The organism is Paenibacillus vulneris (genome assembly GCF_039543185.1).
In the GTDB taxonomy this organism is placed as follows: Bacteria; Bacillota; Bacilli; order Paenibacillales; family NBRC-103111; genus Paenibacillus_S; species Paenibacillus_S vulneris.
Genome location: NZ_BAABJG010000005.1, coordinates 32,358 through 58,181, shown reverse-complemented (window position 1 = coordinate 58,181; position 25,824 = coordinate 32,358). Strand labels below are relative to the sequence as shown.

Annotated in this window: 22 protein-coding genes; 14 read left to right on the top strand and 8 right to left on the bottom strand. The window is 47.3% G+C overall.

Annotated features, from left to right (window positions below; all coding sequences use genetic code 11):
* Nucleotides 1-53: 53 nt before the first annotated feature.
* On the bottom strand, nucleotides 54-1,865 hold the full coding sequence (locus ABEA66_RS05270; protein WP_345586720.1) for a hypothetical protein: 1,812 nt from the start codon (nucleotides 1,863-1,865) through the stop codon (nucleotides 54-56).
* 149 nt (nucleotides 1,866-2,014) lie between these two features.
* Here ABEA66_RS05270 and ABEA66_RS05265 point away from each other — a divergent pair, with 149 nt between their 5' ends.
* Nucleotides 2,015-4,978, top strand: coding sequence for a TIM-barrel domain-containing protein (locus tag ABEA66_RS05265; RefSeq protein WP_345586718.1), 2,964 nt, complete (start codon nucleotides 2,015-2,017; stop codon nucleotides 4,976-4,978).
* Nucleotides 4,979-4,985: 7 nt separating this feature from the next.
* On the opposite strand, the gene ABEA66_RS05260 is transcribed toward ABEA66_RS05265, so the two are convergent.
* Nucleotides 4,986-5,546, bottom strand: coding sequence for an AraC family transcriptional regulator (locus tag ABEA66_RS05260; protein ID WP_192700812.1), 561 nt, complete (start codon nucleotides 5,544-5,546; stop codon nucleotides 4,986-4,988).
* A gap of 419 nt (nucleotides 5,547-5,965) precedes the next feature.
* Between ABEA66_RS05260 and ABEA66_RS05255 the strand changes: the two genes are divergently transcribed.
* Entirely contained in the window at nucleotides 5,966-8,221 is a 2,256-nt protein-coding gene (locus ABEA66_RS05255) for a glycoside hydrolase family 31 protein (RefSeq protein WP_345586712.1), read from the top strand.
* Between the two features lie 42 nt (nucleotides 8,222-8,263).
* On the top strand, nucleotides 8,264-9,565 hold the full coding sequence (locus ABEA66_RS05250) for an ABC transporter substrate-binding protein (protein WP_345586710.1): 1,302 nt from the start codon (nucleotides 8,264-8,266) through the stop codon (nucleotides 9,563-9,565).
* Nucleotides 9,566-9,647: 82 nt separating this feature from the next.
* Here the strand turns inward: ABEA66_RS05250 and ABEA66_RS05245 are convergent, their stop codons facing one another.
* Nucleotides 9,648-10,256 (bottom strand): TetR/AcrR family transcriptional regulator, encoded by a 609-nt coding sequence (locus ABEA66_RS05245; RefSeq protein WP_079908820.1) that lies wholly within the window; start codon nucleotides 10,254-10,256, stop codon nucleotides 9,648-9,650.
* Nucleotides 10,257-10,433: 177 nt separating this feature from the next.
* On the opposite strand from ABEA66_RS05245, the gene ABEA66_RS05240 reads away from it, so the two are divergent.
* A complete protein-coding gene (locus ABEA66_RS05240) occupies nucleotides 10,434-11,444 on the top strand; it encodes an alpha/beta fold hydrolase (protein ID WP_345586708.1) in 1,011 nt (336 codons plus the stop codon).
* A gap of 214 nt (nucleotides 11,445-11,658) precedes the next feature.
* On the opposite strand, the gene ABEA66_RS05235 is transcribed toward ABEA66_RS05240, so the two are convergent.
* Nucleotides 11,659-12,243, bottom strand: a complete 585-nt coding sequence (locus ABEA66_RS05235; RefSeq protein WP_079908822.1) for a TetR/AcrR family transcriptional regulator — start codon at nucleotides 12,241-12,243, stop codon at nucleotides 11,659-11,661.
* A gap of 229 nt (nucleotides 12,244-12,472) precedes the next feature.
* Between ABEA66_RS05235 and ABEA66_RS05230 the strand changes: the two genes are divergently transcribed.
* The 5 genes from ABEA66_RS05230 (at nucleotide 12,473) to ABEA66_RS05210 (ending at nucleotide 16,345) form a co-directional block, all read left to right on the top strand.
* Complete coding sequence (locus ABEA66_RS05230; protein ID WP_079908823.1) at nucleotides 12,473-13,504, top strand: zinc-binding alcohol dehydrogenase family protein; 1,032 nt, start codon at nucleotides 12,473-12,475, stop codon at nucleotides 13,502-13,504.
* 238 nt (nucleotides 13,505-13,742) lie between these two features.
* A complete protein-coding gene (locus ABEA66_RS05225; RefSeq protein WP_079908824.1) occupies nucleotides 13,743-14,105 on the top strand; it encodes a winged helix-turn-helix transcriptional regulator in 363 nt (120 codons plus the stop codon).
* A gap of 247 nt (nucleotides 14,106-14,352) precedes the next feature.
* Nucleotides 14,353-14,793: a hypothetical protein gene (locus tag ABEA66_RS05220; protein ID WP_079908825.1), complete on the top strand. Its 441-nt coding sequence runs from the start codon at nucleotides 14,353-14,355 to the stop codon at nucleotides 14,791-14,793.
* 256 nt (nucleotides 14,794-15,049) lie between these two features.
* On the top strand, nucleotides 15,050-15,610 hold the full coding sequence (locus tag ABEA66_RS05215) for an NAD(P)H-dependent oxidoreductase (protein WP_079908826.1): 561 nt from the start codon (nucleotides 15,050-15,052) through the stop codon (nucleotides 15,608-15,610).
* 24 nt (nucleotides 15,611-15,634) lie between these two features.
* Entirely contained in the window at nucleotides 15,635-16,345 is a 711-nt protein-coding gene (locus tag ABEA66_RS05210) for an SDR family oxidoreductase (protein WP_079908827.1), read from the top strand.
* A gap of 157 nt (nucleotides 16,346-16,502) precedes the next feature.
* On the opposite strand, the gene ABEA66_RS05205 is transcribed toward ABEA66_RS05210, so the two are convergent.
* The 3 genes from ABEA66_RS05205 to ABEA66_RS05195 all read right to left on the bottom strand — a co-directional run bounded on the left by ABEA66_RS05205 (nucleotide 16,503) and on the right by ABEA66_RS05195 (nucleotide 18,237).
* A complete protein-coding gene (locus tag ABEA66_RS05205; RefSeq protein ID WP_079908828.1) occupies nucleotides 16,503-16,796 on the bottom strand; it encodes a spore coat protein in 294 nt (97 codons plus the stop codon).
* Between the two features lie 23 nt (nucleotides 16,797-16,819).
* Nucleotides 16,820-17,026, bottom strand: coding sequence for a spore coat protein (locus ABEA66_RS05200; RefSeq protein ID WP_256865214.1), 207 nt, complete (start codon nucleotides 17,024-17,026; stop codon nucleotides 16,820-16,822).
* Nucleotides 17,027-17,358: 332 nt separating this feature from the next.
* A complete protein-coding gene (locus ABEA66_RS05195; RefSeq protein WP_345586696.1) occupies nucleotides 17,359-18,237 on the bottom strand; it encodes a sigma-70 family RNA polymerase sigma factor in 879 nt (292 codons plus the stop codon).
* Between the two features lie 443 nt (nucleotides 18,238-18,680).
* Between ABEA66_RS05195 and ABEA66_RS05190 the strand changes: the two genes are divergently transcribed.
* The 4 genes from ABEA66_RS05190 to mle all read left to right on the top strand — a co-directional run bounded on the left by ABEA66_RS05190 (nucleotide 18,681) and on the right by mle (nucleotide 21,605).
* On the top strand, nucleotides 18,681-19,235 hold the full coding sequence (locus tag ABEA66_RS05190; RefSeq protein WP_345586694.1) for an NADPH-dependent FMN reductase: 555 nt from the start codon (nucleotides 18,681-18,683) through the stop codon (nucleotides 19,233-19,235).
* 66 nt (nucleotides 19,236-19,301) lie between these two features.
* Nucleotides 19,302-19,670, top strand: coding sequence for an ester cyclase (locus ABEA66_RS05185; protein ID WP_345586692.1), 369 nt, complete (start codon nucleotides 19,302-19,304; stop codon nucleotides 19,668-19,670).
* A gap of 200 nt (nucleotides 19,671-19,870) precedes the next feature.
* Complete coding sequence (locus ABEA66_RS05180) at nucleotides 19,871-20,311, top strand: hypothetical protein (RefSeq protein ID WP_345586690.1); 441 nt, start codon at nucleotides 19,871-19,873, stop codon at nucleotides 20,309-20,311.
* Nucleotides 20,312-20,753: 442 nt separating this feature from the next.
* A complete protein-coding gene (gene mle, locus ABEA66_RS05175) occupies nucleotides 20,754-21,605 on the top strand; it encodes an alpha/beta fold macrolide esterase (protein ID WP_345586688.1) in 852 nt (283 codons plus the stop codon).
* Nucleotides 21,606-21,789: 184 nt separating this feature from the next.
* Here mle and ABEA66_RS05170 read toward each other — a convergent pair whose 3' ends face one another.
* Complete coding sequence (locus ABEA66_RS05170; RefSeq protein WP_345586686.1) at nucleotides 21,790-23,469, bottom strand: hypothetical protein; 1,680 nt, start codon at nucleotides 23,467-23,469, stop codon at nucleotides 21,790-21,792.
* 503 nt (nucleotides 23,470-23,972) lie between these two features.
* On the opposite strand from ABEA66_RS05170, the gene ABEA66_RS05165 reads away from it, so the two are divergent.
* Nucleotides 23,973-25,790 (top strand): sensor histidine kinase, encoded by a 1,818-nt coding sequence (locus ABEA66_RS05165; RefSeq protein WP_345586684.1) that lies wholly within the window; start codon nucleotides 23,973-23,975, stop codon nucleotides 25,788-25,790.
* Nucleotides 25,791-25,824: the final 34 nt, after the last annotated feature.

Below are 25,824 nucleotides of genomic sequence, written 5' to 3'. Positions count from 1 at the left end.
TCCACGATCATCATCATGGTACCGGCATAGTGTAATAAGCCGAATTCTCATAATTACGATAATTTTACTATGCATAAATAAGTATTGGGCATACCTGCTTGTATCGCTGCATCATGCTCCGTCCATACTCTTATATCGAAAGTTTCACCGTTGTTAAGCTTGACGGGGAAAGATCCCTTGGAGCTGATGAATTCAGCCAGCGCATCATCTATATAAGCCAGGGGAGTGCTGCTATTTCCTATATGAATAGACATCTTAATACGATTAGCTAGAACCGGCTGACTCCAAGTGGCACAAACCGTAACCAGGTAAATTCCAGAGGTTTTAGCTTTGAAGCTGGAAGAAATCAGATCGAATTCGCCAATATTGTCCAGTTTTATGGATGGAAATGCGATTTTTGTTAATACACCTGCTGAAACAAACTGACTGACATCTGCGTAAGCATGAACGAAGCTAGGCTTTTTGATCGTAACGCTCTCTCCAAATACGACGCCCTCATTGGTGTAAGTTTCTGTAATCATTTTGGCCTCACCTGTGCCCAGCTTGTCAGCCATCAAGCCATCGCCATAATCCCAGTCTACACATCCGCGAAACGTGGCGCGCTGTCGGGTATAGCTCCCTTCAAAGGCAACTAGCTTCTTCAGATTGTGCGGAAACGCCGTAACTTCATCAATCAGGATCTGACTGGCATTACCAATTCGTACAAAGTACTTACACACAGGCTCTCCATTCACTTTCGCCCCTATAGCCATGCAAGAGTCTCTAAAAATGATACTTTTGGAAGGCTCTGCATTGGCTCCGCATGAAATTTGCACAAATGAATCCAGACGGTGAGAGGAGCCTACTTCGAACCAGCAACGATGAAAATATACAGAGTCATATGGAGAATGATGGTCTTCGATAATAATCGGAGCCGTGCTGCCGCTGCCATCCTTAACGAACTGGCAATCTTGTACTCTTAAACCGGATGCGCCCTTAATCCATAATGCTGTATCATTACCTATGGTGTATAATTCACGAAGCGTATTTTGACTGCAGGCCAATCCCAAAAACATGCCTACCTTGTTGTAGAAAAGATTGACCAGGTCGAAGGTATTAACATCGCTGTACATGCCCCAGAACCCATATTCGAAGCGTTCAATTTGTACATTTCGAAACTCGACATTTCCATTATTATTATCTTTGACCCCGTATGTACCCGCTCCGTAATTCCCTCTTCCGGTTGATACCGCCATGGGATTGTTAAGAGATACGCGAGTACTTCCCGTTGAGGTCAATGTGATATGATCGAGAGTGAAGCCCTGGACCGTATCGGCAAATCCGGTTGCGGGCTCTCCAAGCTCAAAGCATGCGCCTGTTCCTGCATAATTGATACGAGTGCCTCCCTCAGTTTTCCCGGAAGGATCCGTTGGCCGGCCGTGGCGCAGCCCTATGATTTGAACGCCCCTTTTGCGAATATGGATTGTAGAAGAGATGACATAATCCGGTTTGGTCAAATAGAGCTTACGATTATTAGTGCCGCTCGTCTCGATATGAGCAATGGCACGAAGAAATCGTCCCGTATCGTCGCTTTCAGGTGGAATAACCGGGAAATCCTCTTCCAGATCAATCCATAAATTCGCTTGCTTACGCATAATGGTATCGATACGAGGATCCGGATTCGGCCCCGGGTTTTCATATACGGCATTGGTTACGGTTGACATACCAAAGCTTTTGTTTCCCAGCAAACCAAATCCGGTTACTGCCGCAGCTCCTGTCATTCCTAAAGATAACAGAAGCTTTCTGCGAGACAACTTCCCATCCTGAATATCCACACCGGAGTCAGCATTCTCACTATGGTGCTTATGCGGATCTACTGGATTCATTTTATTCACTCCTCCATTTAGTAATCGCTTTCATAATACAACAGGCTATTGCTTAGAAAATAGTGAAAATAATTGCAATTTCTCGTGCTTTTTTTTGCTTATCCGTTGCAATGTTTCATAAAATTTTAACCAAAGGAGAGTATGGCTGAATGAATGCAGAGTATCCCATGGTTATCCGTACCCGCTCAGGGAAAATGATTCGTATCGATGTGTGGAACGAGAACGTATTCCGTGTCCGCATTCAGAATTCAGAGGATTGGGCGCGCTCTATCCTTGAACGCTATGGTTTCATACAACAAGGCGAACCGACGATGAAGGTCTATCAAATGATAGTAACTGACCAGTATACGAAAGTTCACACGAAGCAGGCTGCTCTAACCATTAAGCATTCGTCCGGCGAGCTGTTATTCGAGAGTTCAACAGGCAGATTTCAGTTGGAGCAGCTTACTAGTTCTTTGCAGGATGAAAGGTATCCGTCTTCCATTTGCTTCATGCTTAGTCCGGAAGAAAGGCTATACGGCCTTGGAGATGAGAACAGGAACATGCTTATGAAACGGGGGCATCGGGCTCACATGATCGCAAGCGAGCATGGAGCACGAGCTCCGGTACCCTTCTTGATGAGCAGCTGTGGTTGGGGAATGTTCCTGAATACAACGAGTCCGCACCTTTTTGATATCGGCAGTACGGATAGCAATCGGTTGACGATAAGCGGGCATGACGACAAACTGGACTTGTTTCTTTTTGCCGGACAACATATGGCTCACATATTGGAATTATTTACGGAAGTATCAGGCCGGCCGGTTTTGCTGCCAATCTGGGCCTATGGCCTTACCTTCGTTTGTAATCAGCAGGCGGATGCGCGCGAAGTCCTGGAAGATGCGATGAAATTCAGGGAAGAAGGAATACCATGCGATGTCATTGGGTTGGAGCCGGGTTGGATGAAACCGGGGGATGAAGGCTCTATCCATAAACAATGGCATCCTGAGCGGTTCTATGTTCCGCAATGGAGCCCCAGAGGACAGCACACTTTTATCGGCGCTCTCCGCAATAGGGGCTTCAAGCTTAGCTTATGGATGACCTGCTATTATGATCTAAGCCGCTACGAGGAGGAAAGAATCGGGGGAAGCATACGAGCCAGCAGTGGTCCTTCCGGCGAGCCTGGAGGAGATCCCGTTTACGGGAGTGAAGAGAGGTGGTATCAGCATTGGGAGACATTCGTGGATCAAGGGACGGCTGCCTTCAAGCTAAGCGCTGCCTATATCCGGCCGAACAACAGCAATAGACAGTGGGCTAACGGTCTAACGACCGAGTCCATGTGCAACCTATATCCCTTGCTGCTCGCAAAACAAATGCATCAAGGTTTTGTGGAACAGACCGGCCGTCGTCCTATGATCTACTCCGAGGTAGGTTATATGGGGCTGCAGCAATACGCGGCCATGTGGACAGGGGGGCTTGCGGTGCAGGGGGCTGATTTACCTTCTTTATATGCCATGCTGAATCTAGGTTTAAGCGGAATGACGAACCTGTCGGCCGACATGGATATTCATACCGCGGAGGGTATCCATTTCGGCTTCTTGCAGCCTTGGGCTATGGTTAACAGCTGGGCATATTGGAGGCATCCTTGTCTGCTGCCGCATGATCTTCGGGAAATTTTCAAACGCTACGCGAAGCTGAGGTATAGATTGCTGCCTTACATCTATTCCGCCGCCTACACTGCTTATTGTAAAGGCATGCCTATCATGCGGGCGATGCCGATCGTATTTCATGACGATGTCCAAGCCTGGACCTATGAGCGCCAGTATATGTTCGGGGATGCTTTATTAGTTGGGGCCTATACCCGCACCATCTATTTGCCAAAGGGCAGGTGGATCGATTACTGGACAGGAGAGAGCCATACGGGGCCTAAGCAATTGGACTATCTCGCACCTGAAGGGACAGGAGGCCCTCTGTTGGTACGCGCCGGTTCGATAATTCCCATGTATTCGGATGCAGAGTACATAAGTGAAAAGCCGATGGAGCAAATAAGCTTACATATATACCCGGAAGGTACGAGCTCTTACAGCCTTTACGAAGATGATGGAATATCATTGGATTACATGAAGGATGGCTCATCTCTAACCAATATAGCCTGTTCGGCTCACGACGGAGACGTTGAAATAACAATAGAGAAGAGAAAAGGAAGCTACGCGGGCATTCCTCATCTCAGAAGTTATGAAATATTGGTGTATACAACCTCCAAGCCATCGTGGGTCAAGGTGAACGGGCTGGAGCGTCAGGAACATCCGGCTGCCTTATTGAAGAAAGGAACGGACGGCTGGACTTTTCATCGAAAGTCCGGATGTCTTCGTCTCTACTTGGAAGAGGGGGCCTCGAACCAGGGTAGAGACCGCGATAGCCAGACGATTCACATCCATTGCAGTCCGCATCGCAAACCGGCGAATGAAGCTCGCTTTCAGGTAATAACGGCTGCAGCTATTCGACAAGAACGAGGCACTGAGCACAAATTGCGCCAGAAAGGGAGTCACGGAGCAGACCTTGACGTTATTCGCGTGGAAGATCTTCTCTATCAGTTGGAAATTTTACATCCTTCAGCAGCCAAGGCACGGGAGCAGTTGCTGCACCTGGGGGGATTGCTCATTCATTATGCCGTATCACGCGGCTGGTCGCTTCATGAAATTTTAAGGGAAGAATATGCGTCCTTCCTGGAAGCCACGGCCGCTTCATCCGTAGAAGAAAGCCTGCATAGGTTACGAAGTGCCGCCGAACGTCTGGCGCAGCATGCTCATAAACAAGCCCGTCCAAGAGAGCACCCACTTATTGAACAAACAAAAGCTCTTGTCGAGCAAGAGTTAGAGCATGAGATTACATTACGCGCTGCAGCAGAACGACTTCATACGAATGCCTCCCATCTGAGCAGACTGTTTAAACAATCTACATCCATAACATTCTCCCAATATGTATTAGAACGTAAAATGCTGCATGCTCGAAAGCTTCTCAATCAAGGCTGCAAGGTAGCTGTTGTAGGAGAACGTCTAGGTTACAAAGACCCGGGCTATTTCATACGAATTTTTCGCGAATACTGGGGTACAACCCCGGGTCAATGGCGGGAGTAAGCAGGGCTTAAAAAAGGGTAGCTCGTTTAATATATTCCGAAGGGCTTATGCCCTTATTTTTTTTGAATATGCGGCTGAAATAGAATGGATCGCTGAAGCCCACTTTGGCCGTGACCTCACTAATAGTGCAGCCCTTTTCCAACAAGAACTGGGCTTCGTCAATACGAATCGAATTGAGATACTCTATGGGCGTCATTCCCATGATGCGGCGAAAAGATTGGCCGAAATAAGAAGGCGTTAATCCTGCAAGCTCTGATAGAGCGCTGAGCGTGAGCTTTTGATGATAGTGAGTTTCCATATATTTAATGACATGTTGAATCCGCTCTTTGTATTTATGACTTTCTGTATTGAGAGAATAAACTTGAAATAGCTCATCCAGTATTTTCATGAAGTGGCTTCTGCAGGCTAGCATTCTGTGATCTATGCCATTGCCCCAAGCAAGGGAAAGATCCGTGAATAGCCGAACGAAGCGGTCAAAATTATCGGGGACAGTGTAGGTATCAAAGGGGAGTTTGGGCACATCGTATGACCTGGTCTGAGATCCTTCAGGAATGACGGCCGTTAGCACGAAGTTCCCTCCCATACACCGGAGATAGTTCGTTCGGGATGTTTCGTAACCAAATTCCTCATTGGTGGGATGATAGACAAGCATCCCGGGCGACAGCCTTGTTTCTTTCCCGTTTGTCCATGCGGCTCCTTCCCCTTCCACAATCAGCATCAAATTGTGAAAATTGCGTTTTCCTACGGGAACGCACCAGGATTTATGGGTATGCCGATCTACAATATGATACAGGGTAGGCACTAAAAATGGATACTCCGGCAATGAATCCATACGATCCTCCGTTTACTTAATTGAGATCATGTAACCTGAACCAAATTATAACAAAGAACGAGAAATTGTACAGGTGACTAAGAAATGCTGCATGTTCAATTCATGAAAACTCAGTAGAATGGAGGCATAACCCCAGAGAGAAGGATGGTATGGTAATGAATTCATCTGTGACCCTCCGTGTAGAGAGCGGAGGCTTCGTGCGAGTTGAAGTTATTGGCGAATGGACATTCCGGATTCAACTCTCTAGAGACGCGCAATTTAAAGATGCGGCATTATTGAAATATGGCATTGTTCGGGGAAGCTGGCCGAAAGTGCGGTTTGAGCTGCAAGAGACGGGTGACGGATGGCAGATACAAACAAGCGGTGCTCAGCTGTCAGTAAGCAAATACGACGGACGGATCGTATTGAAGGATGCCAAAGGACAGATTCTTCTGCGGGAAGCTGTCCCGGGACAAGCAAACGGCCCGGCTGGCTTGAGGGCAGAATTTGAGCTTAGCGATGAGGAACGATTGTATGGACTTGGAGATGAATCAAGAGAAGGAATTCAAAAGCGTGGCCATAGGGCTAAGATGTGGGTGAAAAATGTAGATTGCTATGCACCGATACCTTATGTGATGAGCAGCAGAGGGTGGGCGTTTTTCTTCAATACGACCTGGAGGCATTTTTTCGATCTAGGTTATACCAACAAAGAGAGATGGAGCGTGTTCGCCAAACGCGGAGAGCTGGATTACTATTTAATCGCCGGGGAGAGCTTGCCCCGGTTAATTAACCGGTTTACGGACATCACAGGAAAACCTCATGTGCTTCCCATTTGGGCATACGGTCTAACCTTTGTATGTAACGAGCAGGCGGATGCAAAACAAATGCTGGACGATGCATTGAATTTTCGCAGAGAGGGGATCCCCTGTGACCTGATCGGTTTGGAACCGGGGTGGATGGCGCGGCATTACGATTATTCTACAAAGAAAACATGGCATCCGGAACGTTTTTACATTCCGCCCTGGGCGCCAACGGGGCCTCAAAATTTCACAGGGGCACTTGAACGTCTAGGCTTTAAACTAAGTCTGTGGCTATGCAGCGATTATGATGTGACACATCATGAGGAAAGGGAGCGTGAAGGAAGCGAGCAAGAGCTTAATCAAGGTGAACCCCTATATCACCCGGAGGATTTTGAGCAGGATCTTCGCGCCCATACACCAATCTATATGGATCAGATTACAAACAAAGAAGAGCCTTGGTTTCAACATCTCAAGAAATTCGTCGATCAGGGTGTTTCCGCTTTTAAAATGGATGGGGCCCGTCAAGTGAATGAGCACCCGGACAGGAAATGGGCGAACGGGATGGATGATGAGGAAATGCATAATTTGTACCCAACCATCCTAAATAAGCAGATGCATCAAGGCTACTCGGAGCATACTGGGCGCAGGTCGATGATCTATAGCTCGGGAGGGTATACGGGAATACAGCAATTTGCTGCAACTTGGGCCGGTGATACGGGCGGTGGTCCCAAGCCGCTGATCTCCTTGTTAAACCATGGTCTGTCAGGCCATTCCAACACCAGCTGTGATATGGACGTATTTACACCGGAGGGGATCCATTTCGGATTTCTTCAGCCATGGTCTCAAGTTAATAGCTGGGCTTATTGGCGCCAGCCCTGGCTCCTTGGGGAGAGATTGCTCCCCATATTCAAAGATTACGCCAGGCTTCGATACAGTCTGATTCCGTATATTTATTCAGCCGCACACAATGCGGCCCTAACGGGGATGCCGATCCTTCGTGCAATGCCGCTCGTATTGAATGAAGAACCCCAAATAGATCATTTAGTAAATCAATATATGTTGGGGGAGCATTTACTGGTCGGTGCATTTACTAATCATATGTATTTGCCGAAAGGGAAATGGTGGGATTTTTGGTCGGGAAGAACCTGGGAAGGCGGGCGAGAGGTCGTTGTCGGATTTCCAGTAAACCGTGGAGGGCCGCTGCTGGTTAAGGGGGGAGCGATTATTCCCACATGGTCGGAAAGGGACTACATTGGACAGAAGTCCGCACAAGAAATACACCTGCAGGTCTATACCGGCGGGAGCAGCAGCTTTGTCTTATACGAAGATGACGGTGTTAGCTATCAATATAAAGAAGGGAAGATAGCTGTAACCGAATTTCTTAGTCAGACCAGAGGCAACGAATTTGTATTAACCATTGGTGTACGCCGGGGAAGCTATGATGGAATGCCCGCACATCGATCTTATAAGGTATCCATTTTGGCGGAGGCATGCCCGCTGTCCGTTACCATCGATGGAAATCACGCGGGAGAAGAAGCGTGGACCTATGACAAACAAGCAAAGTGTATCCAGATCCAAGACCTCCCGGATTCTCTTGAAGATGCAAGCAGAGAAATCATTATTCGGTTTTAATTAGTAAAGGTACCTACAAAACAAGGAAAGGGTCGATAAGCCATGAAAATAAAAAAGGGTGTTCTGCCGACGCTGCTTGGGATTCTTCTACTTACTGCTTGCACCAATGGACCGCAATCGCCGACAACGGACGTAGACCCAAGGAACAAAACCGCCCTTGAAAGCGGCGAACCTGCCGAGCTAAGTATTTACTTATGGTCATTATCCCAACAGGAATTTGATTACATTGCCGAGCTAGCTAAAGCCCAGTTCCCCAACTTGACGCTAAAAGCGGTTGCACCTCAAACCAGTGGTAACAGTATAGATGAACTATTAACCCTTGGAACCATGCCTGACATCTTCGTAAACCGCTTCTCCACTGATCTGAAAAAACGGGACCTTCTGGTTGATCTTGAAGACTATATCAAGAAATACCACTATGACACGAATCGCTTGGAGCCTGTTACCCTCGAACTGATGAAGAACGATGCAAACGGAATGGTTGCCGGTATTCCGCTTGATTTTGCAGTGAATGCTCTTCATTACAATAAAGATATCTTTGATAAATTCGGCCTTCCCTATCCTAAAGACGGAATGACATGGGATGAGGTCTATGATCTGGCTAAGCAGCTTACTCGCAATGAGAACGGTACATTGTATCGCGGTTTCAGCGACCGATGGATGGACACATTCTTTGCACAAAACCCATTCGGTTTAAGCTACTTAGCTCCCGATGAAGATAAGGCTGCTGTTAATAACGAGGGCTGGAGGAAGGTCGCCGAGAATTGGAAGCGTTTTTACGCACTTCCCGGGCTTCAATTCGACGCAAAAACGATAAACAAGGAGGAGGACCGAAAGGTATTTCAAAAAGGAACCTCGGCGATGACGGTGTGGGCAATGAATATGCAGGACTGGAATTTCAATTGGGATGTGGTCAGTATGCCCACCTATGCTGAGAAGGAGGGCATCGGAGCACCTGCAAGCGTCAGATATCTTTATATTACGAAAAGCAGTAAAAACAAGGATGTCGCGTTTCAATTTGCCGCCTGGTTAACCCATGATGAGGTTCAAACCGCGCTAGCCAAAAACAAAGGCTTTCTGACAGTCCTTAAAAATCAGGAAATTCAAAAAGCATACCGCCAAAACGACGAGATTTACAGAGGAAAGCATGTGTCCTCCTTCTATTTCAACAAATATCCGGCGGTGGCTGCTGCCAGAAAAGCGGGATTGGTCACGATAGACGCTCAGAGCTTATTTATCAAGGAATTGGAAAAAGCAATTTTACAGGGTACGGATTTGAATACCGTTATGCGCAGTGCCGAGGAATCGATAAACCAGGCTATTCAAACGGAGAAAAGCAAGTAAGCATGTATTTAATCACGCGAAACGAAGGCAAATCGGTATAGATCGATTGCCTTTATTTCGTTTCCGGGCATGGACGGCTCATCTAACGCTCATCTAACTCCTTCACACATAAGGATCTCAAGTAATGATCCAGCAGGTGTTCCACTTGCCCGGCAGTGAGTCGTGCCGGCCTCATCATTTGATGTATAGCTAGTCCGTCGACAAGCGCATACAATTTCTCCGTTTCCAGATCGGCATCCAGTCCCGGCTTGGCCAGATTGTTCGTTTGCAAGCATTCAATTACAAATCTAGAGGCATTGTATAACCCATTCTGCATTTCTTCGCTTACATGCTTAAGCTCCGGGTAAATAAATACCTTGGCGTTAAATAAAAACCAAACCTCCATCTCCATAGTTCTTTCCTCATCCATAGGCAAGAATTGCATGATCAGTTGTTTCAAATCTGGTAAAAACGGTTTCGCAATAATAAGCGATTCGACACGCTCTTGAACGCGTTGAACAAAGATGCTCATGCAAAAGGCAAAGAGCTCAGCCTGTGTGGAAAAGTAGTGCCTCATCGACCCTACCGACAGACCGGCTTCCTTCGCAATATTTCGTACCGTGGCCTGTTCCAGTCCATATTTCCGAATGACTCTCAGGGCGGCTTGAGCAACAATATGTCTCTGTTTCTCATGATCAACAATTTTAGGCATAATTTTATTATATCAATTTGATTTCACAATACAATGTGTTAAAAAAACTGCATGATGAATTTCAAAAGGATCTATTGCTTCATGAGTGATAGCTCAACATTTCTTTTTATAGTACATTGTGCTATAATAACTTTGTTTATTAATACAATGTACTAAAAAGAGAGGAATCATACTTCAATGAATCGTAGGGCTAGACAAAAGAAAACATCAAAGTGGAAAAGATTATCGCTCGGTGTAGTCACTGCCGTTATCATCCTGGCAGGATCCGGGATGATTTACGAACGTGTGGCGTCAATGGAGGCAAAGAAGAACTTTCCTCCACCTGGCAAATTAGTGGATGTTGGCGGGCATAGACTACATCTCAAGAAACAAGGAAGCGGATCTCCGACAATCATTCTTGAAGCAGGAAGCGGAGAAACGAGCCTATCCTGGAGAAATATCCCTGATCGACTGGTGAAGAATGCTACCGTTGTTGCCTATGATCGCGCCGGCTATGCTTGGAGCGAGAGCGCAAGTACGGAACGAACGGGAGCAAACATCGTACAAGAGCTGCACGCTGCTTTGGAAAAAGAGGGAGTTGGCGGGCCTTATCTGCTCGTCGGTCATTCATTGGGGGGGCTATATGCAAGATTGTTTGCACAGACATATTCCAATGAAGTCATGGGCTTAGTACTTATCGACGCCAGACCCGAAAACGATGAGAGAGAAACCAAACCTATTCTCGAAAAAGAGAATTTTGCTAAAACGCCGCCTGCATCGATTTTAAAGCTTCTTAAACTGTCAGGAGGCTTCCGGTTATTCCAGAATTATTTGTTGGAAGGGCTGGTTTCGGAAGCCGATCGAGGACAGTTCCTCGATGTTATAGCGACGCCTAGCTATTTTGAAGCTAAGGAACAAGAAGGGAATTTGGCGCAATCTACGGAGGATGCAGTCCGGGGACAAACCTTGGGATCGCTCCCGGTAAGGGTCATTGCCAGAGGACTTCCTCAGAATTATACTGCGTTCGGGATTTCAGAAGACGGGGGCAAGCGGCTGGAGGAGATATGGCAGGCGGGCCAGAGAAATATGCTGAACATTTCAACCAACAGCGAGCTTATCGTGGCAAAGAACAGCGGTCATATGGTCATTCACGACGAGCCCGATCTGGTTATAGAAACGATACGTAATTTGTTACAGCAAAATCAATAGCAGCCTGGTTGTTGAAAAAACTATTTAGTGAAAAATGCGAAAGGTGATAGGTGGGGTATTCCTTGTAGGAGCGACCGGAGGGGGATACCCCACCGGTTACCAAAGTATGTCCATAGATGACTCGTTTCGTGGCTATTTGAACATTCCGTTAATGGCAATATTCAATGAAATTCCTTACATGATGGGAATGATCATTCTAATTTATCCCCTCAAATTAGCTACCCTTCTCTAACAAGCTCAGCGACATCGCCGCGATGCGTTCCAGCTTCTCTTTTGGTGCGGTAGTTCGCGCCAAGACCCGCAGTCCGACTAACGAGTTATGAAGGAATTCGGCGTATAGCTTCGCCTCCTGCTGCGTATTAAATTCACCGTCCCGTTGTCCGCGGGCGATAATGCCTTCGAGCAAGTGCTCCATCTTCGCAAATCCTTGCTGTGTCTTCGCGTCAATTTCCGGATCGCGTGCTGCCAGCTCCACTGCCGAATTGACGATCATGCACCCGGGCGGCGCGTCCTCCTGACCGTAGATCATGAAGTCGAAGATGAAACGCAGTGCCCCCCTTGCCGTTTCGGAGCGGTCCACTCCGCTTTTTAGCCAGGTGTCGACCCGATTGTCGAAACGCTCTACGGCCTTCAAAAACAACGTCCGTTTGTCGGAAAACGTGTCGTAGAGGCTTCTGCGGTGAATGCCCATGTTTTCGACCAGATCTTGCATGGACGTCTTCTCGTACCCTTGCTCCCAGAACAGCTTCATGGCTTTCTCCAATACAGCGTTCTCTTCGAATTGTTTGCTTCTTGCCATGTTCTTCTTGCCTCCTGAACGCAATATAACATATTGAGAACGAAAGGTAAAGAAAGGTTCTTTTATTGCTACAGAGGGTCTAAGTCTTTCTGTAAGACATGTTTAAAAGCAGTAACAGTATAAATATTGATACTATATAACACGAATGTGCGTACTTTTTAAAATATGGTGTATAAACTATACTTCGATCATAATCAATTCAACAAAACATTTGAAGGAGAGATGTAAAATGGCAGCAGAAAAAATGAAAGCAGTAGGTCTTTACAAGTATTTTCCTATTGAAAATCCGGATAGTCTGATCGATGTGGAGCTGGATAAGCCAAGACCGGCAGGAAAGGATCTTCTCGTGAAGGTAAAGGCAATCTCCGTAAATCCTGTCGATTACAAGGTCCGGTCGCCCAAAGAGCGTGAGGAGAGTGCACCGAGGGTGTTGGGTTGGGATGTTGCGGGCGTGGTCGAACAGGTGGGCCCCGACTGCTCCTTGTTCCGCCCTGGCGATGAAGTCTTCTATGCCGGCAGCATTACGCGCCCCGGGGGGAATAGCGAGTTTCACCTGGTGGATGAACGCATCGTTGGAAGGAAGCCTTCCAGACTCGATTTTGCACATGCGGCGGCTTTGCCTTTAACATCGATTACGGCTTGGGAAAGCTTGTACGATCGGCTGGGAATTTCACCAAATAAAGCTGATAACGCCGGCAGGACTATCCTGATTATTGGAGCAGCAGGGGGCGTAGGCTCGATTGCCACGCAATTAGCGAAATATTCGGGATTGACTGTCATCGGTACGGCTTCCCGCCCTGAATCAGCCGAATGGGCAAAGGAACTTGGAGCGGATTACGTTATTAACCATTTTGAGGCGTTCGTGCCGCAACTAAAGGCTGTCGGATTCGATCAAGTTGACTATATTCTCTGCTTGAACAGCACGGAGAAGCATTGGACGAACATGGCCGAAGCGATTGCACCACAAGGCAAAATTTGCTCAATCGTTGAGACCGATGAATTATTAAATCTGACATTGCTGAAAAACAAGAGTGTCACGTTCGTGTGGGAATTGATGTTTACCCGTTCCATGTACCAAACCCCGGACCTGATCGAACAGCACAAGCTGTTGAATGAAGTCGCGCGTCTCGTGGACGAAGGAGTGCTTCGGACTACCACAAACGTAACGCTGAGGCCGATAAATGCCGAGAACCTGCGAAAAGCGCATGCCATGCTGGAAACGGGTCGAACCGTCGGAAAAGTGGTTTTGGAAGGTTTTTAACTTTATAGAAGCGAGTCGGTCAATCGCATGCCGCAGCCTCAAGCGCAATTTACTTAATCCAGAGTCATTTTGTGACTGGTACGGGTTTGGATTTGGAAACGGACATCATCGAATCCATCACAAGGAGCTCCTCATGATTGGAAAATCTTCTTTTCCCTTGGCATCCACGGCGAATTTATTTATATTGAACATAAGTGTTGGGATGAGCAGGAAACCTGGATTGAGGAGCTGAGTATACATGCGAGACCGTAAAAGCGGGTACGGGCATTGTCCAAATGACGAGGGCTGCCCGGTTGAATTCACTTTGGATGTTATTGGGGGGAAATGGAAAGGGGTATTGCTTTATCATCTGATGGAAGGACCCAAGCGCTTTAATGAATTTCGTCGAATTTGTCCGACCATTACCCAACGGATGCTTACGCTGCAGCTTAGAGAGCTGGAGGAAGACGGAGTCGTACACCGGGAAGTGTATCACCAGGTACCGCCCAAGGTAGAATATTCCCTAACGGCATTCGGGGAAACATTGACTCCGATTATTGCCGCTATGAAGGAATGGGGGAACAACTACAAGAGGACCATTCGCAATCCTATGGAAAAATAATGAGTTGTGGATTGTGCCGCGGCCCGGGAACGGTGTTCCAATTCTTGGCACGAGGGAGTCATGATGGCTGGGTGATTTGAAAAAAGCATAAGAGAATGATCGGTAAAAAAATAATTCTTTACCGATCGTTCCCAATATGTTACGATACTTTTCGAAAAGAAGGAAACAAATAAATCATCTTCAAAATAGAATGATCATTCTCAAATGGAAAAACCAGCTGTTACCAGATGAAAGGAGATGGAATGAAATGAGTTATTTTGAATCGGCACACGGGGTAGTAAGCTGGAGTGATGATCTGCAGAGCGTGATCATGGAATGGAGAGGCTTCGCTTACGGTCAGGAGTTTCAAACCATTTTTCTCAAGGGAGCGGAGCTTCTGCAAATAAAGAACGGCAGCAAAGTGTTGATGGATATCCGTCACGGCTCGGCCATCAAGGCGGAGGACAAACTTTGGATTGGGGAGATCTTCATCGAGCGTGCCTACGAAAGCGGCCTACGCCATCTTGCAATGGTTCAGCCGGAGAGCGTGATAGCCAAGCTGAGCGTCAATCGAACCGTAGAAGGTCTCGGCTCGCTGCCTTACCAGCAAGAAAGCTTCACCGATTGGGACGAAGCCGTGCTATGGCTCTCGAATCAGCCGCATCAGCAAGCAGCACTACCGGTTGAACGTGCGGAGAGAACAGCCTAATCTTTGACGTTCTAATTGGAGAACGGTCATTCTAATAGAATGATGGTGTTCTCTAGGGCCGGACAAATGATCATAGACCCATCTTTACATAGATCCGATGCAGGCGGTAAAACTAATCTGACGTTTCCGCACTGCTTGATAACGGACCTGCAGGCAGATTCCTGCTTCCGGATCATTATTACTAACATAATAACCGCTGCTTCATTTTTAGAATGATCATTCTTATAAATGAAGCACATGATAAGGAGCGATTTCCATGAAAACTTTAATTATCGTTGCACATCCCCATTTGCAGAGTTCCCGAATCAACCGGTTTTGGACAGAAACCATGAAGCAGCAAAAGGATACGACCGTTCACGAGCTGTATGACACGTATCCGGATCACAATATCGATGTCGCGCATGAACAGCAGCTCTTGGACAGCCATGACCGCATCATTTTCCAATACCCGCTCTATTGGTACAGTACACCTCCTCTGCTCAAGCAATGGTTTGATGAAGTCTTGGCTTATGGCTGGGCTTTCGGTCCGGGAGGGGAGCACTTAAAGGGCAAAGAAATTGGCATAGCCATCTCCACAGCAGGCACTGCAGCCTCTTATCAGCCGGGCGGATACAATTTGTTCACCATACGGGATATCGCCAAACCAATGGAGGCACTTGCCAATTATGTAAGCGCCCATTACCTTCCGCCGTTTGCATTACATAATGCACATCACTTGACGGATGAGCAGATCGCTTCCAGTGGGGCTGCTTATGTAAAGCACTTGGCATCTGTGCAGCATGTTCAATCGAGCGAACCCATCGTCATATTAAACTAATCTAAAACTAGGAGGACAATGTCCATGACTAAGAAAATTGCATTGATCACAGGAGCAAGCAAAGGACTTGGATTTGAAATTGCCAGACAACTGGGCCAGCAAGGCATCACGGTATTAGTAACAGCAAGGACACAAGGCGCAGCTGATGAGGCTGCAGTTCAATTACAGGATGAGGGCATTCAAGCCGTCGGTCTTCAGCTTGAGGTGACGAACGCGGAACATATCGCTGAAACGGTACGGTTTATCGAGAAGGAATATGGACGGCTGGATATTCTGGTGAACAATGCGGGAATTTGGGTGGAAAAGCCAGGCTACGAAGGGGATGCATTCCGAGATACGTTTGAAGTCAACACCTTCGCCCCTTACTTGATCACAGAGGCATTGCTGCCGCTGCTGCTAAAAAGCGATGCCGGACGGATTGTCAACCAGAGCAGTGCACTCGGATCGATACAAATGCTGCTAACGAATGAACTGGCTCAGCGCATCGCCACTCCTGCCTACTCGGCCTCCAAGGCGGCTTTAAACATGCTTACAGCCTACTGGGCGCAAAAATACAAGTCGACCAAGCTGAAAATTAATTCTGTACACCCGGGCTTGGTAAAAACGCGAATAGGCGGCGATAAGGCGGAGCTGTCCGTAGAGGAGGGAGCGAAGACTGCTGTTCGTTTAGCTGTATTGCCGGAAGACGGACCAACGGGCGGTTTCTACTACATGGAGGAAAAGCTTCCTTGGTAAAAATATTTTAGGATCTCGCCTGTTGACGATCCGCATTGCAAAGAACAGCCGATTTCAAAAGAAAGAGGCTGTTCTTTAACATCCTTATACTCCGAATTTTGTTATAAACGGATGTCGATCCAATTTGAATGCGGTTAAGAGTTGAAGGGATATTCGTCTAACCCAAGCTTAACGCGGTTTGAGCATTTTGAATATCCAATTGGATTTGCTGCTTCACCTGAGTAGGGTGATAGAATCCATTTTGAATCATATAATTGGATATTTGCTCATGCGCCATAATTGCATGATCCAATTGTTTACGAAGAATTTGTCTTACTTCCGGAGTACTTGTCTCGGAAAGAGCAGCAGCATAAGACTTAATGCCGCTTTTTGCTGAAATCAGCATGTCATTGGCTATTACTTGATCCGTCATTTGACCCATTCCAGCCATATTTTGGACAAGTGTATTCATTCCATTCTTCCTCACTTTCTGTTTTAAACTTTAGCCAGCACGTTTTGAAGCTCTTGGATATCCTGTTTAGATTGAGTGATATCCTGAACAATGATGCTCTTTAAGTTGGGATCCTGAACTAAATTTTGCATCGCAGCGGACTTAGTTAAACATACATTTTTAAAGGACAAGATTTCATGCAGCTCCAAAATCTCGTGTGTTCCCAAATTTCCTGCAATGGGGCTATTCAATGACCTCACCTCCTTCTCCTTATATTGACTCTAATACTGTATACGTAGTACCTTGGAATTAATCTTCCAAAATAATCCAGAATCGTGAAGACTGAATTTAATAGAAAAATGGATGCTAGCTGCGAATATAATTGAAGGCATCACTGAATAGACGTTTGCTCCTAAATAGCTTCCGTACTTACCCTAAGCGTGGTTCTGTTGAAGCGATTGCTGTAATTTTTGAAATTTATCATGAATAAGAAAGCCCCCAAGGCTCGTGCTTTTTTTCGATGGCACAAACCTCGGGGGCTTTCTTGTTGTTTGAAGGATCAAATGCCGTGCACCGGGAACAGTTAGTCGCCAGCGCTCAGAACGGCAAGATCCATCTGACCGATTTGCTCCTTGTCGGAGATGATATGGAACCCGGTGATTTTGCCGTCTGCGATCGCCACCTTGATTACGAACAGCAGCTCGCCGCGCGGAGCAACTACAATGCCCACGGCTCCGTCGATGAGCATCGGATGAGCGGCCCGGGCTCCACCTGCGACCACCTGCCCCGAAACGGCCTGCACGCCGCGTATCACTCTTGCTGCGCTGTCCACACCCCGGTCGTCCTGCAGCACGACGTTCGGGTCGAGCACCTTGAGCAGCGCTTCGAAATTGCCCGCGTGAGTCGCCGCGAGGAAGGCGTCGACAAGTTCCCGCTGATGCGCCAGATCGGGGCGTTGGTCCGTCCCCGTCCCCTGCACCCGTCGCCGCGCACGGCTGGCCAGCTGCCTTGCCGCCTCCTTGGAACGCCCGACGATCGGGGCGATCTCCTCGAAAGGCAGCGCGAACACATCATGCAGCACGAACGCGATCCGTTCGGCCGGATTCAAGCTGCCAAGCACGACGAGCATGGCGAGTCCGACGGAGTCGGCCAGCAGCGCCTCTTGCTCGGGATCGCTCCCGTCTCCGCGGCTTGAGCCGGGCTCGGACGCGTACGTCGCGAGAGGCTCCTCGCGCCTTGATTTGCGCGAGCGAAGCATGTCAAGGCATACCCGCGAAACGACGGTCGTCAGCCAGCCGCCAATATTCCCGATGCCGCTCGTGTCAGAGCGGCTGAGGCGGAACCAAGACTCCTGAACGGCGTCGTCCGCCTCACTAAGCGACCCCAGCATCCGGTAAGCTACTGCCTGAAGATGACTCCGGTGCGCCTCGAATTGCTCCGCCAACCATTCCTGTGTCTCCATTCGATCTTCCCATTCCTCTCTATTTATTACTACATCAGAATGTTTAAGTTCATTGCAGCGGCTAATGTGGTAGGAGCCGCATTCTGATTGGCGATAAAAACTACCTTTGAACGCGGTCGAACATCCATACTAGGACGCCGATAAACGTTTATCTCATAATAATGACGTATAAGACCCGATGAATGTGACCAAAAGTCTTAACCAGCGGGCCGTTCTCCGGCCGCCAATTTTTTTTACTCGGATCGGTCACATCTTCGGAATGCGCTCCGTCAATGTAGTGAACAACGAAAACGGCGGGCAGCGAGGGGGGACCGGCCGGCTCCCGAAGCGCTCCGATGATTCGTTTCCGATTCCATCTTCCGAATATTTCGCACGAAAGCGATAGCTGCGCCGGAGTGCCTGGATAACGATACAACGATACCATAGTGAAAGGTGATATGAAAATGAAAATAACAATGATAGCAGGAAGTAACCGGGAAGGTGCAGCGAGCACGATGCTTCTCCGATATATCGAACGCCAGTTGAAATCAAATGGTATTTCCGTTTCATTCATAGATCTATACGAGCTGCCTTTGCCCCTATTTTCGCCTCAATCGGGGGAGCTTCATCCGAATGCCGGCATGGTAGTGGAGGAGGTCATCAGTGCAGACGGTTTGGTTCTGGCGACGCCGGAATATCATGGGTCCATCTCGGGGGCGCTCAAGAATGCTCTGGATTATCTTCAGCCCAGTCAGGTTGCAGGAAAGACGGTGCTTGCCGTCAGCTCCGCCGGCGGTCCGGTGGGAGTCGGCTCGCTGCTGCACTTGCAAAGCATTGTGCGCAATTTGCACTGCGTCAATAACCCGGAATGGATCTCCACAGGAGGCGGCTACCTCAGCTGCGATGCCGACGGTACCCCACTCGATGAAGACCTGAAGGCGAGGATCCAATCCGCAGTCACGTCGTTCGTGCGGCTGACCCGGGCGATTGCCCCTGGCATCACAGCGGCTCAAGGATAACCATATAAAGGAGATGAAAGAAAAATACGGAAACGGCTGTCGCGTTCATTGAGGTGCTGAACGTTGATGTCGGTAGAACAACAAAATATCGAGACGGTGACCGCGTTTATCAAGAATTTTTGGAACGAGAGTGATTTTGACTGTATAGATCGGTTTTTGTCAGAGGATTATCAGGAGCTTACCTACGGGTCACAGGAAGGGCTGAAGCAGTTTGCCGGCAAAATATTGGAGGCTTTCCCGGACAAACGCTACACGGTGGAAGATATCGTAGCTCAAGGGGAGAAGGTTCTCGTGAGAATGACAGTGAGGGGTACGCATGAGGGGGTGTTTTTCGGAACGCCGCCTACCGGCCATTCGATCGACGTCACGTTGTACCGCCAATACCGGCTGGCAAAAGGCAAGATCACCGAGCACCGCGGCTGGATCGATAGGTGACCATATGGAGTCAAATTAAGGGCGCGTAGCCCGCGGTTAAGGCCAGGAATCCTCAAAGCAAGAGGGTCCTGGCTTTTTTTGCTGTTGCAACAAAATCTGATGGGTTCCCGTTATTTAGCTTACAGGGAATGATTGCAAAAAAGTTCCACTGCTAACGATAGAATTACTTATAATGCTGCATCTCAAACGATTGGGGGGATATGATGAAAAAAATCTTTATTGCCGGTGTGCTGCTGTTTATCTTGCATATCGCAGTTGCTTGCAGTCAAAAAGAATTATCATATGAGCAGAAGCTAGATCCTCGTTTCCCTAAACCTGTACATCTTCATGTCAGCAAACCCGATGGGCAGGGTTACATGATTTATAAGAAAATTGAAGATAATGAAACAGTCCAAACGATATTGGATATTTTCATACATGTGCCATGGGAAAATGCAAAAGTATCCATGCTGGGACAGCCTGATTATAAAATTACAACCGTAAATGCAGACCCAACAGTTAGTTATGAACCAGTAACTTATGCCATTTGGCTCTCGCCAAAGAAAGACATACTAGAAGTGATTATTGAAGGACAGTCCAAATTTGGGAGAATTTCAAAAGAAGACGCTGCAAAGTTACTTTCCATTTTGGGATCGCCCTGACGGAGGTTCCGTTGCAAATGCCCTACATCAGTGACATTTGCCTTAAGTTTGGCGGTATTTGCACTCCCAGCTATTTACAAATGATGGTATACCTGTTACTATGGATTCAACTTATAAGGGCGGAGGGGTTACGTGTGTTAAACTAATTTTCGATTTTACTTGCACAAAAAAACAAAGTTTTAAGGCTATTTGTGTGCATAGAAATCGGAAATTGGTGTGCTTACATGCTAACCTTTTTTAGTCGTGTGCCAGCGAGGTTGAGGACTATCCTCATGTCGCTTCGCACGGACTAGATTTTAAAGAAAATGAATTGAACAACCCGCGACGGGACCCCTGACCCGTTATAGGGTCTTGTACCGTTCCTTTCATTTCTTTTTCGATTACTGTGCGCACAGGCAAAATAGCCTGTGCTTTTTTTATTATAACTTTGGAGGAATTATACATGAACGAACGATTAATACAAGTGGATGGAATAGAAATAGCTACCGATAGTTTTGGAAGGATAGATGACCCGGCCGTATTGCTCATAATGGGTGCCCAGTCCTCGTTAATTTGGTGGGAAGAAGAGTTTTGCCATCGTTTAGCGCAAACGGGGCGTTTTGTAATTCGTTATGATAATCGCGACGTTGGACGTTCTACAACCTATGAACCGGGTCATCCGGGCTATACGTTTGAAGACATGGCAGACGATGCCATTCGAGTGTTGAATGCTTATAAGATCGAGAAGGCTCATATTGCAGGCATGTCCATGGGAGGTATGCTAGCTCAAATGATCGCGCTCAGGCGTCCGGAGAGAGTCCTTACCATTACACTGCTATCAACATCCAATTTTGCACCGGAGCTTCCACCGATGGAGGAACAAATTATGAATTTTTTCTCTAACTTGGGGGAGATCGATTGGACAAACGAACAGTCGGTCGTGGATTTTGCGGTCGATAGGTCCAAAATTCTTGTAGGCTCGAAGCATTCTTTTAACGAGAACAAAGTTCGCGCTTTAGCGAAAATGGAGTTTGCAAGAAGCGGCAGCATGGCCAGTATTCATAATCACGCCTTGCTGGCGGGTGGAGAGTCATATCTGACTCGGACGAGCGAGATTAAGATTCCTGCATTAGTTATCCATGGCACGGAAGATCCGATTATTCCTTATAAACACGGGCAAAATCTTGCGAATGTGATTCCTGGCGCGGTTTTGCTGACACTCGAAGGCACCGGTCATGAGCTGCACGAGGACGACTGGGATACTGTGATCGGATCCATTGCAAGACATACCTCGAAACCGGATTCGTTCAGCTAATAAGGAGCATGGGAGTTATCGGATCAGATGGTGAAGCCATGTGAGGCTGTCCTTTAAGTAGGCAGCCAATTAGGAAAGATAACCCGATTCTGTCGAATCGGGTTATTTGCCTTCGATTAACTCAGCCGAAGCTTTGTCGGCACATTGCTCGGTTTATCGAGGGATGAAGTCGGGAAACGTAGTTTTACTCTAACAGATCTTCGATATTCAGGGTGACGCCGCCATAGGAAGCATATCCGTAGCTTTTGGGCTTTCCGTCTGCATCGGTATCGAACAGCAGCTTAGCAGGTGTCGCACCACCAAGCGCGGAAAACGTTGCTCTAAACTTCATTTCACCCTGTTTTGGACCGGTCAATTGTACATTTGCTTCATAACGGCTTTCCCCGCCTGCATTAATATTGGTCTTCTCAAATCCATTGTAGAAGTTCACGCCATCATCACTATAATTCACATATTGTACTTCCGTTTGTCCTGAGAAGATAGACGAGGCATTTCGAACATAAGAGAGGTACCCGGAGGCTTTTCCTGCAATCTTCCCATTTACATTGGGATTAACGGAATTGAGTACGGTTAAGTCTTTGATCCCATACGGGATATTATCTGTAGTGGGTTTAATCGGTATTGTCGGTTTAGGCTTATAATCAAGCAGGCTTACTTTCTGAATCCGCATTTGCGAGCCGCCACTGCCCCTGTATACTTCCAGCCACATCGCACGCTTGCCGTTCGGATGCCAGGACATTGGCGAGTAGTACACCCAATTTGGATCCGTAGTAAGCTGTATTCCTTTATACCCTGATTCGTTTATAGAACGATCAATGTCGATCAATACGGGACCTATGTTACCCTCTCTGAAATTCCGAACCCCAGTTACTGCATATGTATACAGCGGCCACATCATATCCGTAAAGGTATATATACCGTAGGGTCTTGGCATAAGCCCAAATATGGCCGGGTCCGTATGGTTTGAGAATCGGGTGCTCATGACCATACCCAATCGTTCATCCGGGGAAAAGATAGTTGTTTCATCGTAACCGGGAGTATAAGTAATTTGCGTAGTATTTTCAGTATTCAAATCCTGTACAACAGAATCTGGAGTGCTGAATGCCTTCCCTCCGACAACGGATATGGCATTTCCTCCCTTTACAAACTGCTTCACTTCTCCTCCTCTTAACGGATTAGGAATCATATAGCCCGGTTTGTTCGGATCGTCCTTGAAGGTGGGGATACTGCTGATAAGCTGAGCCTTTTCAATTACATAGGTATCCGTTTTACGTGCCAGGACACCGATAGCTGCTGCTCCGCCAATATCCGAGCGGAGTATTGTCCAGCTCATGTGTTTATTGTCAGGCGCTATGATAATTTCGGACCAATGGGCGGTTATGCGTGCATCATCTACCAAGGTCGATGGATAGACGACAGGTATTAATTTAGCGCTGGTGCTGCTGTCGATGCTGGGCCCGCATTCAAGCACGTAATCTCCCAGCAATATCCGCTTATTATCCTGAAAGGGCATAATCCGGATACCGGGTGACTTTGTTTTTGTAGGTATGACCCCAGAGAAGATGACCTTGAAATTCGTTCCATCATCGTTCATTACCGCTATGTTCCAATAATCTGGAGTAAGGATATCGGCTTCCGTTTTATAAATAAGAAGTACTTTTCCAGAGTACGTATAAGTGCTGCTCTCCAGCTTCTTAACCGAACCCGGCAGCGGAATAGTGCTTATAGCTACCCTTCCAATTCCATTGCTGCTGGCCTCCAAACGGTTGCTGTCAGAAGGTACGTTCGAAGCCGATGCCGGTGCTGCCACGGAAAATAAAAGACTCATTGCAACCAGTACAGGAACGATTCTTTTTTTCATCATGCTCGCCTCCAAATGAATAATTGACCTGGTTACTGCGTAGGGCTCAATCCGTTTTTCCCAATGAAGAGCCTAGCTTGCTTTAGAACTATCCAAACCTGCAGATGTAAAATTACCTTGACCCAACACCTCCCGTCAGGAAATTGTATCCGGTTACAAAATTCAATATATGATTTGGTAAAAAATTACTCAACAGGTCGTTTTTAAGTTTTTGCGGGGTCTTTTTTAAGGTTGCATAAAAACATTGTTGGAGTAGCAGCTCCAAAAAACAGACTTAACAGGACTATGAAGCTGAACAGGATCTAATAGAAAATCATAAAAATGCCCTTGTATAAACTTAAAATTGCCCCTTTGATAAATGACTCCTCTTAAAGTATATTTCGTGTAAACGGATACAATAAAAGAACAATGGCCATTGCCATCTTCTACCATAGAACTTTGGTAGCGTCGATACATCGCGGCATGTACAATAGTTAGAAAAGGCGTTTGACAAGAAGGGGCAGGGTATGGAGCGTAAAAGCCGGATGCGAAGGGTTATGTTCATGATAAGAAACATGAGATTCCAAAATAAATTATTGGCAGGCTACCTTCTGGCCTGTGTCATTCCGCTGCTAGGTGTAAGCGCCATCATTTTCCATCAATCGGCAGCTGGACTTGAGGATTCCTCTCAAGAATTCGCTTCATTGTATACATCCCAAATCAGAACCACCTTGAACGAATTCATCAAAGAATACGATAAGGTCACGAAGTCGGTGCTGGTCGACAATGATTTAATCTATAAAATCGGACAAGAGCGAAGCTTGCCCATGGACGAGTTGATTATCCAGAAGGTTGCCGTCCAGCGGCTGCTGATGCGGGTCGCCTTGCTTAAACCTGAGATCAGCACCGTGATGCTGATAAGCCGCGATAACAGTGTATATCAGTATACAACGACAACAAGCAGAGTGAATGAGAACATGTTATTATCCCGTGACTGGTACAAAGGGCTTCGCGGCTCGGAGGATACCTTTTTCATTACCGGACTGCATGACCGTTCTTATTACGAGGATAAAGGTGCTGGAGCCGTAGTAACGGTAGGAAGGGTTCTATTTAGCTACGACGGCGCCTATGCGGGCATCCTGCTCATCGATCTGGATCCGTTTACATTGCTCCAGCTCGATCATGATTTTGTATTGGCTCGTGATAAATACGGCATGAGTGTCATCATAAGCAATCGGCAAAACGAAATCGTCTATCATTCCGATGCGGCCAGCGGCCGGTTGTCCTGGCAGCAGGTGCTTGAATCCGGAGCGGAGTACCTCAAGGATGACAACAGCCATGACCAGATTGTATTATCGGGAAGCACCTCGCAGGGGAACCTGTTTATCAAAACCGAGATTCCGCGCTCGAAGCTGCTTCAGAAGATCAATCGGATCAAAGGAATGACGGTGGCTGTTATTCTGATGAGCTGTCTGGTCATAACTCTTATCTCGCTTGGGTTGAGCTATACGATCACAAAGCCTATTAAGTCGCTCCGCCGAAGCATGAAGCAGGCGGAAGCAGGCCAATATCTGCCCATAGAGAAGGAGCAGGCTAATGATGAGATTGGAAGTCTGGTTTATAGCTATAACAAAATGATTATAACGATCCGAACCCTGATTGAAGATGTGTATATTGCTGAGATCAAGCAGCGTCAAGCCAAATTCATCGCGCTTCAGAATCAGATCAACCCCCACATGCTGTATAACACCCTGGAATCCATCCGCATGAAAGCGCTGGTGAAGGACGACGAGGAGACAGCCGGCATGATTAAAATTTTGGCCCGCATGTTTCGGCTGGCATTGGGTAAAGAAGGCAAGCACCATTCTGTGAGGCATGAACTGGATTATACGACGAATTACTTAGAGCTTCAAAACATCCGGTTTGATAATATGTTCAGGCTGCATATCAGAATCCCCGATGAGATGCTCGATTGCAGTATGATTCCACTGGTATTTCAGCCTATTGTGGAGAACAGTATTAACCACGGATTCGAGGACTATAGCCGGCCCATGAATATCGAGATTGAAGGCGTCTGGACCGAAGAGGAGGAAATTCGAATCCGGATCACAGACGACGGAGCCGGTATTCCTATGGAGAAGCGAGAGGAACTGATCGCCATGCTGGAGGATGCTAAATCGGACAAATACAAGCTGGAAGAAACCGATGTAGCGGAAAGCGGCGGTCTGGGCCTCAAGAATATCGCCGAACGGATTAAACTCCATTACGGCGACCGCTATTATCTGACGATTCGTCCTGGAGCGGAGCGCGGAACGACGGTCGAAATCTTAATCCCTAAGCTTTAGATCAACGTGCTGGATACAAACAGAGAAGGAGAGG